This is a genomic window from Sphingobacterium gobiense (genome assembly GCF_002980575.1).
Lineage (GTDB): Bacteria > Bacteroidota > Bacteroidia > Sphingobacteriales > Sphingobacteriaceae > Sphingobacterium > Sphingobacterium gobiense.
In genome coordinates this window covers 61889-76265 of the sequence record NZ_PVBS01000004.1, presented here as the reverse complement: position 1 = coordinate 76265, position 14377 = coordinate 61889, and the positions used below count along the sequence as shown (strand labels likewise).

The following is a 14377-nucleotide window of genomic DNA, read 5'->3' as shown; positions in this document are numbered from 1 at the left end:
ATCATAATTTAAATACAATGAAAGCAATTAAAAATGTTGCGCTGGGGCTAGGTTTTTTAGCGCTAGGCTTCAGTTCATGCGACAAAGATGAAGACATCGACAGACAGACCAGAGGCAATTTCGTAGTAGCCGTTACACCGGTTGCGCAAACCGGTGTAGCCGATTACCTGATCAATGCACCTACACTGGAAAGTGGAACGATCAGTACGGCGGGAAACGGGACCGAACAAGATGGAACCTATCGTTACTATTTAACGCACAATAATAGATTTTATAGCATGCTGTACGGACAAGGAAACCCGGGTGCTGTTACCGCGTACAACTTACAGGACGGTTTGTTACGTAAGGTGACCAATTTCCAGACAGAAACGGTCCACGCCTTCGCTCCGGTTAATAACGACATCTTGCTGGTGAAAGTTGCGCGCAACTTGACGACTCAGGAATCACAATGGTACAGCGTAGATACCGATGCGCTCAACATCGTGCGAAGTGGTAAAATCAACACACACGAGGAACTCACTGGAAATAGTGAAATTGCCCATTTTTCGTGGATAAAACAAGTAGGAAATAAGGTCTTCGCGCCTTTCTTCAGCATCAAAGCCACAGAAGAGGCTGGATGGGGTACCGATTATCCCGACAATGCGTGGATAGCTGTATACTCCTACCCCCAAATGCAATTGGAAAAAGTGATCAAAGATGATCGGACCAGCTATATCGGTCGGTATTTTGTAGATGGTTTGGCGAAAGTGGAAAACGGCGATGTTTATGCATTTTCTCCCGCTATTGCCATAAACAATGGTAAGGATAATGTCTTCAATTCGACAAAACCATCTGCCATCACACGTATCAAAGCGGGCTCAACAGAATTTGATGATTATTATTTTGATCTGGAGGCCGAAACGGGTGGTCACAATATCACTAACTGGACCTATATCGGGAACGGCAAAGCCGTTGGCCATTTCACATCAAAAGCGGAGAAGGGCGTTTATAGTGTGGGTGCACACATCGGTATCATTGATTTTGCATCGAAGTCGGTAGCATTTGTAACGGGCTTTCCGGACGCGAGCAACATTGCCAACGTGACGACCAATAACTATACACCACTAGACGGTAAGACGGTAGCTATCGGCGTTACCTTAAAAAGTGGTATCAGTTATGTATACAATATAAATGCGGAAACAGCGACGGCTACCCAAGGGCTAAAGGTGGAAGGTGGAACGATAACGGCCATCAGCCGTTTGAATTAACGATCTTTCCAGGCGATATTAGATGTAAAGAACGGGCTTTGCTAGCCCGTTCTTTTTCCGTTTTTTTCGTTCTCTTTATCGTATACGATCTTGCGTAGTCCCGAACTGGAAAAACGATGATCACGGCTATTGAAATACAACGTAATGCCTTTTTCCTCGCAATATTTTCTACCCGTGAAGTCTTTATTAGCATACTCATCACCTACGATGCGCACGTCCAGCTTAAAGGAACGAAGGATATCTTCCAGATCTTGCTCCGTGGAATAGGGGACAATTTCATCAACATATTGACAGCCCCTTAGTTGGATGTAACGCTCTACTACCGTTTGGGTAGGTGCGTTTTTCTCCGGTCGATCCAACGTAGGATCCATTTGCAAGCCGCAGATAAGATAATCGCATTGGCGCTTCGCTTCGGCCAACATCATAATGTGCCCGGCGTGTAGTAGGTCAAACGTCGAAAAGGTGATCCCGACACGTGGGCCGGGGTTGTAGTCTTCTCTTCTTCTTGTAGCTGGTTTTTCTTTGCTTTTCATAATTATTATTATTTAGGTAAATCGAAAATCTTGTTGTTTTTGTACGAATGGAAGAGTTACTCCCCTATAGCGTAATACGCAAAGCCTAATCTATTCAATTCTTTTCTGTCCAATAGTTTACGCCCGTCAAAAACGAATGATGGTCGCTTCATCCCCTCTTTGATCTTTGCCCAATCGTAACCTTTAAATTCGTCCCATTCCGTTAACACGGCCACAGCATGTGCAGCGTCCAGCGCCTCATAAGGATTATCGACTACCTTAATCAATCTGCGATTATCCTCCGGAGAACGTGTGCCTAGATAATCCAGATCCTTATATATCTGTTCTGCGGATACCTTTGGATCATACACTACTACATGGGCTTCTTCGTCCAGCAGGTGGTCAGCGACATAGATGGCTGCGGATTCACGTGTGTCGTTCGTATCTTTCTTAAAGGCCCAACCTAGGAACGCAATATGCTTGCCGTTCACGGTATTGTACATCGTTTGGATAATCTTTTCGGCAAAGCGCGTCTTCTGGTGGTCGTTCATGATAATGACCTGTTCCCAGTAGTCCGCGACTGCATGCAGGTTATATGTTCTGGCTATATATACTAGGTTCAAGATATCTTTCTGGAAACAGGAGCCGCCGAAGCCTACGGATGCCTTGAGGAATTTTGGTCCAATCCGTGAATCCTGCCCAATAGCTCTGGCAACCTCATCCACATTGGCTCCGGTCACTTCGCATAACTCGGAAATGGCATTGATGGAGGATACGCGCTGTGCTAGGAAAGCGTTTGCTACTAATTTCGAAAGTTCGGACGACCATAGGTTGGTTGTCAAAATGCGCTCGCGTGGTACCCAGGCTTCATAGACCTGCACTAATGCTTCTATGGCCTGTTCGTCTTCGCCGCCGATCAGTACGCGGTCAGGGTTGTGCAGATCCGTGACGGCAGTCCCTTCGGCCAAGAACTCCGGATTGGACAGGATTTGGAAATTCACGCCATTGCCTGTGTTATCTAATATACTTTTCAGCGCCTCTGCAGTGCGTACTGGTAGCGTAGATTTCTCCACCACGATCTTATCTTCTTTAGCGACTGCTGCGATCTGACGTGCACAGAGTTCGATAAATTTCAGGTCGGCCGCCTGCCCCTTACCTTTACCGTAGGTTTTGGTCGGTGTATTGACAGAGATGAAGATCATATCCGCCTCATCGATTGCCTTTTCGACCTCGGTGGAGAAAAATAGATTCCGTCCACGGGCTTCGTTAACCACGGCATCCAGACCTGGCTCGTATACTGGTAGGTTATTCAGGTCGTGGTCGTTCCAGGCGGCAATACGGGCGCGGTTCAGGTCGACTACGGTCACCTGAATGTTCGGGTTCTTTTGCGCAATGACAGCCATCGTAGGCCCCCCAACGTAACCTGCTCCGATGCAGGTGATTTTTTTTATTGGTTTCATTTTAAATAATCGTTTTCTACATCTTCCGTGTTTGATAGATGTCTTGCGTTAATCGATCAATTTCGATTGATGCTTTTCTAAGGTGTTGTAAATTTTCTTCACATCCTGGGATTTTTCTTTCTGTACAAACAGTAGTGCATCATCCGTGCAGACCACAATGGTATCTTTCAGCCCGACAAAAGCGGTATACATATCGGATCCAAGAACCATGTTCCCTTGCTCATCAACGGAATATCCGGTAGATAGCAGATAATCATACAGGGCTTCAAATGATCCCAGATCAGACCATTCGAATTCCGTAGCGACAACCCGAATTTTTTTGGAGCGCTCCATGACCGCATAGTCTATACTGATCGATGGGATTTTCTTTGAAAGGTGCTCATCGAGTTTACCGTCTTTTTGATGTTGCCACGCTGCGAGTGCTGTCGCATAGACCTTCGGTTCGAACTGTTGCAACTCCTGCAATAAGGTATCGGCTCGAAAACAGAACATCCCCGAGTTCCATAAAAAGTTACCCTGTTCTATAAAATCTTCTGCTGTATCTTGATTGGGCTTTTCCCGAAATGAAAGTACACGATCGTTCTCAAATTCGATATAGCCATACCCTGTTTCCGGGCGTGTGGGCTGGATGCCGAACGTCACGATATAACCTTCTCTTGCCTTTTCGATCCCCTGCTCTATGGCCTGTGCGTAGGCTTCTTCGCCGACGATGACATGATCAGATGGCGTTACAAGAAGGATGTCGTCGGGCTCAGCGGCGAAAGCGGCGAAAGCGATAGCGGCGGCTGTATTGCGGGGGGTAGCTTCTATAATATCGGTATAGGCCACGCCTTGGCTTTCCAATACCTCTTTACTCAATTGGTAGTTATCACAGTTACCGACTACCGTCACCTTTTCGCACAATGCCTTGTTGCGCAAGACGGTCATACCGAAAAGCGAGCCCTCCTTAAATAAATTTAAGTATTGCTTCGGGTTGCTTTTGCGGGATAATGGCCATAACCGGCTCCCGACTCCTCCTGATAAAATAACGTGTGTAATGTTACTCATAAAATTGCTGTTTGACGCTACTTGACTCTCTATCCTACAATTTTCATTAGGTAATCTCCATATCCACTTTTTCGCAAGGGATTGGCTACTGCCAATAACTTCTTTCGGTCGATCCACCCCATTCGATAGGCGACCTCTTCAATTGCACCTATTTTCATCCCTTGTCGCTCTTCAATGACCTGCACAAACTGGCCTGCTTGCATCAACGATTGAATAGTACCGGTATCTAACCAAGCCGTGCCGCGGTCGAAAACACCGACCTTAAGCTTACCTTTCTCTAGGTACACTTTGTTTATATCTGTAATCTCCAGCTCTCCCCGAGGCGAGGGCTCTATATTCTTAGCAATCTCAACCACTTGGTTGTCGTAGAAATACAAACCTGGAACTGCATAGTTGGACTTCGGCACTTTTGGTTTCTCTTCGATAGAAACGACTTGATTATCGTTGTCAAACTCTACAACGCCATAACGCTCAGGATCGTGCACTTGGTAGGCAAATACACAGCCTCCATCCGGATCTGCGCAAGACTGCAATAGTTTGGACATGCCCGATCCATAGAAAATATTATCACCGAGTATCAGCGCAACTTTGTCATCACCGATAAACTCTTCTCCCAATATGAAGGCCTGTGCCAGCCCATCGGGCGAGGGTTGCACTTTGTATGAAAACTTACATCCGATACGTGATCCGTCTCCCAACAGTTTTTCAAAATGAGGGAGATCGTGTGGCGTAGAAATAATTAAGATCTCACGGATGCCCGCTAGCATTAGAGTTGACAGTGGGTAGTAGATCATAGGCTTGTCGTACACGGGCATCAACTGCTTGGATACCGCCATAGTTAGCGGATGAAGTCGGGTGCCGGATCCTCCGGCGAGTATAATTCCTTTCATAATTATGAAAATATTGGATACTTATTTATTTGTTGAGGCTAGTTCGTCTGAATTAATGCGTGCTAACGCTACTTTTAAACTGTCTAACCATTTGGGAACAGCTACCGAATACACGGCCTTTATTTTGCTTTTGTCCAGCAGTGAATATTGTGGACGTTTGGCTGGAGTAGGATACTGTGTAGTGGGAATCGCATTGACCTTACATTGCAGCCCTTGAAGATCCCGGATAGCGACCGCGAAATCGTACCAAGAGATGCGTCCTTCGTTCGAGAAATGATAAATTCCTTTTGTCCAGTTGTCGCTCTGTATGATGTCCATCACCGCCTTCGCCAGATCCCCGGCATAAGTCGGCGAGCCGATTTGATCGGCAATCACAGAAATCTCCTCCTGTTCCTTCATCAGGCGGATCATCGTTTTCACGAAGTTCGCCCCGTGGCTGGAATATACCCAAGCTGTACGGATAATCACGGCATCCGCACCGGATTGTAGAATAGCCTGCTCACCTCGTTGTTTGGTCAGCCCATAAACGTTAATTGGATCAGTGGGCTCATCTTCTTTTAAAGGCGTATCGCTCGTTCCTTGGAACACATAATCCGTAGAGATATGTATCAGCCTTTTCCGATGATGATTTGACCATTCGGCAATCACTGCAACAGCTTGGTGATTGATGGTGTCCACTAACTCTGGTTCCGACTCTGCCTTATCAACCGCCGTATAGGCGCCCCCACTCATTATAACGTCTGGGCAGACGGCATCCAATACGTTTACAATAGTCGTCAAATCATTCAACGGCAATTCATCGCGGTCGACAAAGATGTACTCATGTATATTATCTCCCTTACTGAGTTCACGGATTTCCGATCCCAGCTGTCCACGCGCTCCTGTAACTAAAATTTTCATCTTTACTTATCCTTCTACTTTTGTGTTAAACACTTCATTAAAGCTCGGTAGTACCGCATCTTTATCAGAAATAAGCAGTTTCTCTTTCGGAGTACCCCAGTCTATGCCTAAGGCTGGATCGTCAAACCTGACACCGCACTCAGACGCTTTGTTGTAGAAATTATCACACTTATAGAAAAAGGTAGCCGTTTCGCTCAACACCACAAAGCCGTGCAAAAAACCACGCGGCACGAATAGCTGCTGGTTGTTTTCTCCGGAAAGTTCAACGGCCACATGCTGGCCAAAGGTTTCTGATTCGGGGCGTGCATCAAGGGCTACATCGAGAACCGTACCATGCAGCACGCGGACGAGCTTGGCTTGTGCATGTTCTCCGGCCTGGGCATGCAGACCGCGCAGAACACCTCTTGTCGAGAAAGATTGGTTGTCTTGGACGAAGTGTGTGTCTGTATCTGTCAGTTCGTTGAACGTACGTTGGTTGAAACTCTCAAAGAAATAGCCGCGACTATCGCCATACTTATTGGGACTCAAAATAAAACAGCCTTTAAGTTTTGTTTCTGTTACTTTCATTTTGTTAACGTTTCTATTTGTATTGTTTTTCGTAGTATTGCTGATAGTCGCCCGACGTTACGCGGTCCAACCACTCTTGGTTAGCCAGGAACCAGTCTATCGTCTTAGAAAGCCCTTGCTCAAACGTTACCGAGGGGCGATATCCCAGTTCTGCATTTATCTTGGTGGCATCGATCGCGTAGCGCAGATCATGTCCCGGACGGTCTTTCACGTAAGTGATTAGTTGCTTGGAAGTGCCTACCGGGCGTCCTAATTTTTTGTCCATCTGCTTGCACAGTTCGTTAACCAGATCGATATTCTGCCATTCGTTGAAACCTCCGACGTTGTAGGAATCACCGTTCCGCCCATTATGGAAGACCAAATCGATGGCTTTTGCATGATCGATTACGAATAACCAGTCGCGCGTGTATTTCCCATCACCGTAAATCGGCAGCGGCTTATTGTTTAAGATATTATGTATACAGAGAGGTATAAGCTTTTCGGGAAAGTGGTTTGGTCCGTAATTGTTCGAACAGTTTGTCAGCACGATCGGCAAGCCATAGGTGTCATGGTACGCCCGTACAAAATGATCGGAAGATGCTTTCGACGCTGAGTACGGGGAATGAGGATCGTATTTCGTTTCCTCAGTAAATTGGCCTGTGTCGCCGAGAGCTCCGAATACCTCGTCCGTGGATACATGATGGAAGCGTTTACCCTCAAAATTGTCTTTCCAGATTTCGCGTGCAGCGTTCAGCAAATTTACGGTACCGATTACGTTTGTCATTACGAAAGCGGTCGGGTTGGTAATCGACCGATCTACGTGTGATTCGGCTGCAAGATGAATCACTCCGTCAGGTTGGTATTCTCGGAAAATGTTCAATATATGTGCTTCGTCGGTGATGTCTGCCTTTACAAACGTGTAGTTGGGCAAATCTTCGATATCGCTCAAGTTCTCCAGATTACCTGCATAGGTAAGCGCATCGAGATTGATGATTTGATATGCTGCATATTTCGTAACAAACTGACGGACAACGTGGGATCCGATGAAACCGGCACCGCCGGTGATTAAAATAGTTTTATTCATATCTGACTAGTTTTATGCTTTTTGCTGTTCGTTTCAACTTGGTCGATCTTAAGGGTTAAAATCTCTTTCCGACACCTATATACCCCCCTATACTGTTCTGAAATAGACGTCCGCTATCGCCGGCTACGGCAAAAGAAAGATCAATTCTATTCCCAATTGTAGTCGTTCCGTTTAAGTAGTAGGAAAGCTGATTTACAGGTTCGAATAAGCCATAGGAAAAATCTTGAGGTATTCGCTGCCCATTAAACCATTGTTCCTGTGGACCGCTAGTATGGTAATCACCATAGTGCCGCGCATAAGTCAATTTTGCTTGAGTACGCCAATTAGCCACTATACTCTCAATACCCAAGTGAAAAGCTGAAACACGTGTACTGACGAAAAAGTCTTTCGGGTTGTGTGCCATTCCTTCTCTGACATCTTTTGCCGGAACGATTAAAGGCGTGCCGATACTTCTACCTTTATATGAATAACCTTCACTATATACACCGTGATTATAGTAATATTCGGGACCGGAAGGTGTCCAAGGAGCTCCGAATTGTCCTCCTTGATCCTTACTATTAAAGAACTCTAAAAGTATTTTTTCCCAGCGAAAGGCAGAATTGGCTTGCCGCTTATTTCGTAAACTTAGACCATTTAAGCCATCTCGTACATTTGCTAAATATCTTAATGCGCCCTTGTCATAAAAGAATTGATGATAGAGTTTTAATTCCAGGGCGTTAAAATCATACGTTAGCCCCAAGTCTAGCGTCCCCAAATGATTTCCAATCTTTGATATGTCGAGCCGACCGTCAAAATTATCAGCACCTCGATATCCTTTGCCTGTAACAACATACCATATTGCCTCCATGGCATTCAGATCATACTGCTCGCCAAAAATATGCTTATCTGAACCCCAGATTACATCGTGGTTGATCGCACCCTCTAACTTCAACCTCCAACGCGGCTTACCTAGCCTACCGTAAAATGACAAGTGATGGTAATAAGCGTTCACATTATCTCCTTGATTCTGTCCATAGTGAATGGGAACTTTTCCCATGGCTCCAAGGGCAAAGTTTCCCTTAACTGCAAATAGCTGCTTGGTGTATGGCACCGTTTGATATGCCGGAATTCTAGCTTCTACTTTAGGTATACCCAACGCATTCCCCGATAAAGAAAAAGACCCCGTAGACAATGTTGAATCCACGAGGCCAGAATGTTCTTTCTCTCTGCCAGCGACAAACTCTAAAAACCCATACTTTAACGAAAGTTTTGCTTCGATGAACTGTATTTGTGTCTGTTCGCCTATATTAACCCGACTTTGAAAAGAAGTCGAAAAATCCGGTTTCCACAACACCGTATCTATATAGCGATATGTTCTTTGCACTTGTGCATTAACACTACCGGAAAAACCATCAACAGGCACCGATCCATACTGATTCGTTCGAAGCCAGAACGGTACAGTCTTGTTAGACGTAACTCCCGTTTGTAATTGAACTCCGCCCTTCCAAGTTTGCGCTAACAAATTGCAAGGTGATAAAGTTATTAAATACAGTAGCGATACTACAATAACTCCACTTCTTGAAATCATCTATTAAGCCTTTAAGTCGTTGAAAATTATATGATTAATCATATCTTTTAATATTTTCTTCTGCTGCGTAATCTTTTATCCCGATTCCGTGCTTTTTCCAGAACTTAAATAAACTTATGAAGTGATATTTCATATTTTTATTAATCTTCCGGCTTGATCGCATATGGTTATGTATCATAACGGCTTTGGGCATATAGACTACAGGGCGATTCATTTTCCAGCTTCTTAAACACAGGTCCTCATCTTCCATATACAGAAAATAGTCCTCATCGAATCCGCCTAGCATATCATAATGCTCTTTAGCGATAAAATACGCGGCTCCTACAGACCAGTTTATATACTGGTTTTTTTCCGTGTCCATATCCTTACAGAGATAATAGGCGTTGCCTTTTATTTTCCTGGCGTCGTCTCCTTTCGCTAATGCGCGAGACAAAAAAAGATTCGGAGTAATGAACCTTCTTACTGAATATTGATAAGTCTCATCCTTATTTAATAATTTAGGAGCCATTATCCCCACACCTGGATTTCGTTGGGCAAATTCTAATAATGCGTCTAAGCTATTTTTAAATAAAATGATATCAGGATTAATAATTGCTAAATATTTCCCCTTAGCAGCTTTTGCGCCAATGTTATTGTTTTCTCCAAACCCTTTGGGGCTTTCATTTTTAAGAATACGGACTTGAGGAAAATATTCTTCAAGATAGGACACAGAGCCGTCGGAAGAACAATTATCTACATAGATTACCTCAAACGTCGCGTCGATCGCGCCAAGAGAAAAGATAGAAGGAAACAGGTCTTTCAAATATTGGAGATGATTCATTCCTACTATGATAATGGATATTTTCATATTAGTCTGTTATTGCTCGTAAATAATTGACCGCTACTGCTTCATCCGAGAACATGCGCGCAGTCTCAATAGCATTTGCCGAAATCCGTTGCTTTTCTTCAATCGATAAATGGTTAATACGATCGATAACCGATGCTAAAAATGTGGGATTGCCGGATTCACAAAAGAAGCCGTTTTCCCCGTCTTCGATAATATCGTCCATACCTTCGCCCTTTGATGCAATAGTTATTAAACCTCTTGCCATTGCTTCAAGATAAACTAAGCCGAAAGTCTCCCCTTTACTTATCATGATGAAACACTCCGCCTCATCCAATTTTTGTAAAACCGCGGTTCTGGAAAGGTTTCCCCACAGCCTAACCGCTATTTGATTATCAGCAGTCATTAAAAATTTTTCTATTTTCTTACGCTCAATGCCTTCTCCGACATAAGACAAGCTATATTTTAAAGTATGATTAGCACCAGTAATTCCTTGTAGAACAGCAAGGGGATACTTACGTCTGATCAAAGACCCCACATAAATAAACTTGGTAATCGAGTTTGAAAATGTTCTCGGCTCATTAACAATATATTCTTTAGGTACACCAGAATGACACATAAATGAGTGCGCTTGAACACCAAACTGCTTTTCAAAATCACTTTTTATATTTTTCGATCGATACCCCCAGATGTCTATTTCTTTAAAATATTCGGAATATTGAGGACCAATATATTTTCGTAGCGGTAACGATTGAATATGGTTTACGATAGCCGTTTTTGCTTGATATAACTTTTTCAGCTTTGCTATCATTTCAAGATGCGGGTAACAAAAATGGGCTACAATAAAATCAGGTTTAAATGATTTTTCTGTAAGATGAGATGTAATAAGGTTTACTTGATGTTCTATGGTAGATCGCCTTACCGCAACTTTTGGCACCATTTTATACAAAGGTGCTCTCCATATTGAGACACCATCCATTTCATATTCTTTACATTCTTTGATCTGTCTTGTAATAAAATAACTCTGCCCGACAGAGGCCGCTCGTTTGCCTAATAGCTCTGCAAACTTGTGCACAATTGGTGCATATACAGGATAATTGAAAACCACCTGAACCTCATAGCCTGCTTTAACCCACTCTTTAGCAAAATAATGACACACGTTGGTGCTATTCATTAGATCCATATCGGGCGAAGGGTAGATTGTAGTTAATAAAAGGATCTTGTTTTTCATGTCATTGTTCTTACTCAAAAATTTCTGCTACTATACTGTTCGTCAGCATCTCATATTCTTTTTCTTTCACTCCAAGGACATTCATCATAATGCCACTATCATCTACTAAATGTCTTGTAGTGGCGGCAAGTGCCAGCTTCTCTTGGTTTACGTCCAACAATAAAGGAGAGGCCGCGGCATATTCAAATATTCCTTTGATTTTCATATGTTTTTTTATATCAGACAAGATGATAGGCAATGCTCCATATTGATATCCCAACAAGGCTACGTGAAGGCGATTAGTTAAAACAAATTTGTACGATGAAAATACTTCTGCGGTAGAAAGCAGTATCTGTTTATCGTAGAACTCTACTTCCCGCTTTTTTCGAATAGTTTGGTAAAGAAGCTTGCAAAATGTTCGATCTTCTTTTACTTGATAACCAATTACAATCTTAAAAGTGGCAAATACTCCTGTAGCCAAATGCTCAATCTTACTTATTAAGTCGTCGGTATATCCGTTGCATTCTGCCCCAGTAACCACTTGACTTCGAAAAGAAAAGAAAACCGTATCAGTTTGATTACTGCAAAAATCTGTGGAATATGTCCATGCAAGATCTGGGAAAAATTTTGCTTTTTTAATTCCGATGCGATGTACGAGATCTAACGATAATGGATCGCGTACATAATAGAAGGGGATAAAGTAACTTTTCCACCTTTCCAACATTCCGCCCCCCTTGTCGATTGGCCCGATAGAAAAGCCGATTTTGATTATCTTTATCCTAAGTAAATAAAGCAGAAAATAAAGGATCGTAAGTAAAAACTGTTTGATAAAATTTATCGGTCCATTACCAAATTGATGGCCAGGGGGAGTAGCTAGGAAAAACAACTTGTGCTTTCGGCTAAACAAGTTGAAAAACGCAACCTTCACCATATAAAGAATAAATTTTCCGCCTCCTCTTTCCGACAATTCATGTCTATTTGCCCCCAGTTCCCTTAAATAACCCTCCGGCATTCCTTTATTATTTAAAACGATTTGGGCATACGGTCTAAGATGTTCTATTAGACTTTTGTTTATGAGAGCGTCCCCAGTATTCGAGTATTGCGTTTTTCCTTGATAGAATATTATATTTTTCATTGCTCGGTTGTTTGAAGCGCTTTTCTGATTTTCTTTCCAAATTGTTCCCAGCTATTCATTTCAATTGAAGTTTTCAACTTAGACAATTTAGATTCATTTTCTTGAGATGATTTGCTCACGAGGTTTAAAATATCTTCGAAGGTTTCGAATGTCTCGACCAACCCCAGCTCTTTATAATCGATAAAAGCTCCTCTGTTAGGCCCAATAATGTCCCTTCCGGTAGACAGCGATCTAATCAATGCGCCAGAATTTAGAACACTCGGACCGTTGTATATAAACAGTACTTTTTTTGCTAGACAGTGGATATCTAAAAACTCCTCATCGGATAAATATCTATCTTCTATGGTTACATTTGGGTTCCCCTTAACAGAATCCTTTACTCTCTGGTAATAATCCCCATTAGAAAATTTGCCAATAATCAAAATCTTAAATGGTGAAGAACTTTCAGAAAAATAATTTAGAAATTCCAAAACACCTTTACTTTTTCGCATACTGCCCCATATTAAAATATCATATACCGCGTCTGTTTTTTTATAATTTAGATTTTCAAAATATGGGTGTAAAATATATATACATTTTTTGTGAAACTCATTAGGAAGGTATTTGAAACTCTGCTTAGTATGTATGATTATCCTATAGGAATAGGACATCAAAGCCTGCAAGATAATCTTGGAAGCAGGAGTCAGTCCATTATGAGGCTGTAAGTTGTGATGGATCCATATCACTTTTTTATTAAAAGTCTTTGCCAAGGTTAACAACAGATAAATAAACGGCAGATTAAATCCACGAAGAGATTCAACCCAATTCAGGAAGAAGACATCACATTTAAAAAAATATTTAAAAACATTTAGGAAGCCCCGGGTTCTTTCTCCCATATTAAGCACCGGATATTCAGCGTTCACGGCCTCTGTGAAACGGCTTAAATAAGGATTTTCCAGCTTTAGCGTATCAACACTCTTCATCGGGTAAACAAATGCCTTCATTAACGTTTATTTAAGATGTGAAATTTTAAAAGAATAAGAAGAGAAAAGGGATACCAATAATCTAATCGTAGGTTATGGATATACTCTTTAAGTGAAGCAAATGTATCTCTCATGGAGATGCATTTCCGATACAGATGCAATTCATAACAAAATCTTTTAATCAAATAATACGACATGCCTCTATTTAGCCGAATGTCATTAGTGTCCAAAAATTTCTGTAGCCAAATTGAAAACTCTTTACTAGCTTTGATCTTTTGTTCAACAACCTTCAACGACGTTGAGTTAGGAGTTATATTGAACTCACTTGATCGCCAATTTACACGTCCACCTCTAATAGTTTTAATCCCTGTTTTGGATGCTCCAAAAATCACTGTCGCCTCATCGCTATGCCAAGCGATAGGAAAATTCACAAAACCTCCAAGATTTTCTAAAACCGTCCTATTAAAAATATATTCTACCACATACGACTTGATACAACCTACGCTTCTCTTTAAAATAAAGTCTTTAACATGTAACACTTCTGGAAATTGATTCTGAGAAGACAGAATTTGATTGTTCTCTCCAATGATATTTATATCAAAATGATAGACATCAAAAATATCTTTGCTCTTAGCTATTTCATCGTAAAAGTTTTGTACACAATTCTCATCAAGAATATCATCGTCCGAAAATAGCCAAATCCATTCTTCATCCGCTACCATTTCTAAACAACGATTCCAATGATTCACTAGATTTGTTCCTCCTAAATTTTCGTCAAATCGTCGATAAACTAACCTAATTTTCCCACAATATTCTCTACAAATCCGTCCCAAATCATGAGGACTATTATCATCGCCGATATAAACGGTAAAGTTTTTATTAGTTTGATTAGCTATAGATTCAAGGGTGTTCTCAATAAAAATATTTTTGTACCCCGGTATCACTATCGCTAGTTTAAAATCTGTAATACCTTCTAACTCTTCCATATATTGCC

14 protein-coding genes are annotated in these 14377 nt (G+C 42.1%); 1 reads left to right on the top strand and 13 read right to left on the bottom strand.

Annotated elements, in window-relative coordinates; all coding sequences use genetic code 11:
• Positions 1 to 17: 17 nt before the first annotated feature.
• Positions 18 to 1247, top strand: coding sequence for a DUF4374 domain-containing protein (locus tag C5749_RS16625; protein ID WP_105727363.1), 1230 nt, complete (start codon positions 18 to 20; stop codon positions 1245 to 1247).
• A 41-nt stretch (positions 1248 to 1288) separates the two neighbouring features.
• On the opposite strand, the gene C5749_RS16620 is transcribed toward C5749_RS16625, so the two are convergent.
• From C5749_RS16620 to C5749_RS16560, 13 genes are read right to left on the bottom strand one after another with little or no spacing between them, the layout of a single operon-like run.
• Positions 1289 to 1780 carry an adenylyltransferase/cytidyltransferase family protein gene (locus C5749_RS16620; protein ID WP_105727362.1) on the bottom strand — a complete coding sequence of 164 codons (492 nt, stop codon included), beginning with the start codon at positions 1778 to 1780 and terminating at the stop codon, positions 1289 to 1291.
• A 56-nt stretch (positions 1781 to 1836) separates the two neighbouring features.
• Positions 1837 to 3219, bottom strand: coding sequence for a nucleotide sugar dehydrogenase (locus C5749_RS16615; protein WP_105727361.1), 1383 nt, complete (start codon positions 3217 to 3219; stop codon positions 1837 to 1839).
• A 48-nt stretch (positions 3220 to 3267) separates the two neighbouring features.
• A complete protein-coding gene (locus tag C5749_RS16610) occupies positions 3268 to 4266 on the bottom strand; it encodes a mannose-1-phosphate guanylyltransferase (protein WP_105727360.1) in 999 nt (332 codons plus the stop codon).
• A 29-nt stretch (positions 4267 to 4295) separates the two neighbouring features.
• Positions 4296 to 5156, bottom strand: coding sequence for a glucose-1-phosphate thymidylyltransferase RfbA (rfbA, locus tag C5749_RS16605; protein WP_105727359.1), 861 nt, complete (start codon positions 5154 to 5156; stop codon positions 4296 to 4298).
• Between the two features lie 21 nt (positions 5157 to 5177).
• Positions 5178 to 6056, bottom strand: coding sequence for a dTDP-4-dehydrorhamnose reductase (rfbD, locus tag C5749_RS16600; protein WP_105727358.1), 879 nt, complete (start codon positions 6054 to 6056; stop codon positions 5178 to 5180).
• Between the two features lie 6 nt (positions 6057 to 6062).
• Positions 6063 to 6623: a dTDP-4-dehydrorhamnose 3,5-epimerase gene (gene rfbC, locus C5749_RS16595; RefSeq protein ID WP_105727357.1), complete on the bottom strand. Its 561-nt coding sequence runs from the start codon at positions 6621 to 6623 to the stop codon at positions 6063 to 6065.
• A gap of 13 nt (positions 6624 to 6636) precedes the next feature.
• On the bottom strand, positions 6637 to 7686 hold the full coding sequence (rfbB, locus tag C5749_RS16590) for a dTDP-glucose 4,6-dehydratase (protein WP_105727356.1): 1050 nt from the start codon (positions 7684 to 7686) through the stop codon (positions 6637 to 6639).
• 55 nt (positions 7687 to 7741) lie between these two features.
• Positions 7742 to 9253, bottom strand: coding sequence for a capsule assembly Wzi family protein (locus C5749_RS16585; protein ID WP_105727355.1), 1512 nt, complete (start codon positions 9251 to 9253; stop codon positions 7742 to 7744).
• Between the two features lie 34 nt (positions 9254 to 9287).
• Complete coding sequence (locus C5749_RS16580) at positions 9288 to 10100, bottom strand: glycosyltransferase family 2 protein (protein WP_105727354.1); 813 nt, start codon at positions 10098 to 10100, stop codon at positions 9288 to 9290.
• Position 10101: 1 nt separating this feature from the next.
• Positions 10102 to 11307 (bottom strand): glycosyltransferase, encoded by a 1206-nt coding sequence (locus C5749_RS16575; protein ID WP_105727353.1) that lies wholly within the window; start codon positions 11305 to 11307, stop codon positions 10102 to 10104.
• A 10-nt stretch (positions 11308 to 11317) separates the two neighbouring features.
• On the bottom strand, positions 11318 to 12421 hold the full coding sequence (locus C5749_RS16570; RefSeq protein WP_105727352.1) for a polysaccharide pyruvyl transferase family protein: 1104 nt from the start codon (positions 12419 to 12421) through the stop codon (positions 11318 to 11320).
• Complete coding sequence (locus tag C5749_RS16565) at positions 12418 to 13404, bottom strand: glycosyltransferase family protein (protein ID WP_105727351.1); 987 nt, start codon at positions 13402 to 13404, stop codon at positions 12418 to 12420. The genes C5749_RS16570 and C5749_RS16565 overlap by 4 nt, the downstream gene beginning before the upstream one ends.
• On the bottom strand, positions 13404 to 14369 hold the full coding sequence (locus tag C5749_RS16560; protein WP_105727350.1) for a glycosyltransferase family 2 protein: 966 nt from the start codon (positions 14367 to 14369) through the stop codon (positions 13404 to 13406). Before C5749_RS16560 ends, C5749_RS16565 begins: the two co-directional genes overlap by 1 nt.
• Between the last annotated feature and the right edge of the window lie 8 nt (positions 14370 to 14377).

Bases quoted from the DNA above. Each gene is read 5' to 3' on its own strand.
- C5749_RS16625 (WP_105727363.1), top strand. From the start codon at position 18: ATGAAAGCAATTAAAAATGTTGCGCTGGGGCTAGGTTTTTTAGCGCTA.
- C5749_RS16620 (WP_105727362.1), bottom strand. From the start codon at position 1,780: ATGAAAAGCAAAGAAAAACCAGCTACAAGAAGAAGAGAAGACTACAAC.
- C5749_RS16615 (WP_105727361.1), bottom strand. From the start codon at position 3,219: ATGAAACCAATAAAAAAAATCACCTGCATCGGAGCAGGTTACGTTGGG.
- C5749_RS16610 (WP_105727360.1), bottom strand. From the start codon at position 4,266: ATGAGTAACATTACACACGTTATTTTATCAGGAGGAGTCGGGAGCCGG.
- rfbA (WP_105727359.1), bottom strand. From the start codon at position 5,156: ATGAAAGGAATTATACTCGCCGGAGGATCCGGCACCCGACTTCATCCG.
- rfbD (WP_105727358.1), bottom strand. From the start codon at position 6,056: ATGAAAATTTTAGTTACAGGAGCGCGTGGACAGCTGGGATCGGAAATC.
- rfbC (WP_105727357.1), bottom strand. From the start codon at position 6,623: ATGAAAGTAACAGAAACAAAACTTAAAGGCTGTTTTATTTTGAGTCCC.
- rfbB (WP_105727356.1), bottom strand. From the start codon at position 7,686: ATGAATAAAACTATTTTAATCACCGGCGGTGCCGGTTTCATCGGATCC.
- C5749_RS16585 (WP_105727355.1), bottom strand. From the start codon at position 9,253: ATGATTTCAAGAAGTGGAGTTATTGTAGTATCGCTACTGTATTTAATA.
- C5749_RS16580 (WP_105727354.1), bottom strand. From the start codon at position 10,100: ATGAAAATATCCATTATCATAGTAGGAATGAATCATCTCCAATATTTG.
- C5749_RS16575 (WP_105727353.1), bottom strand. From the start codon at position 11,307: ATGAAAAACAAGATCCTTTTATTAACTACAATCTACCCTTCGCCCGAT.
- C5749_RS16570 (WP_105727352.1), bottom strand. From the start codon at position 12,421: ATGAAAAATATAATATTCTATCAAGGAAAAACGCAATACTCGAATACT.
- C5749_RS16565 (WP_105727351.1), bottom strand. From the start codon at position 13,404: ATGAAGGCATTTGTTTACCCGATGAAGAGTGTTGATACGCTAAAGCTG.
- C5749_RS16560 (WP_105727350.1), bottom strand. From the start codon at position 14,369: ATGGAAGAGTTAGAAGGTATTACAGATTTTAAACTAGCGATAGTGATA.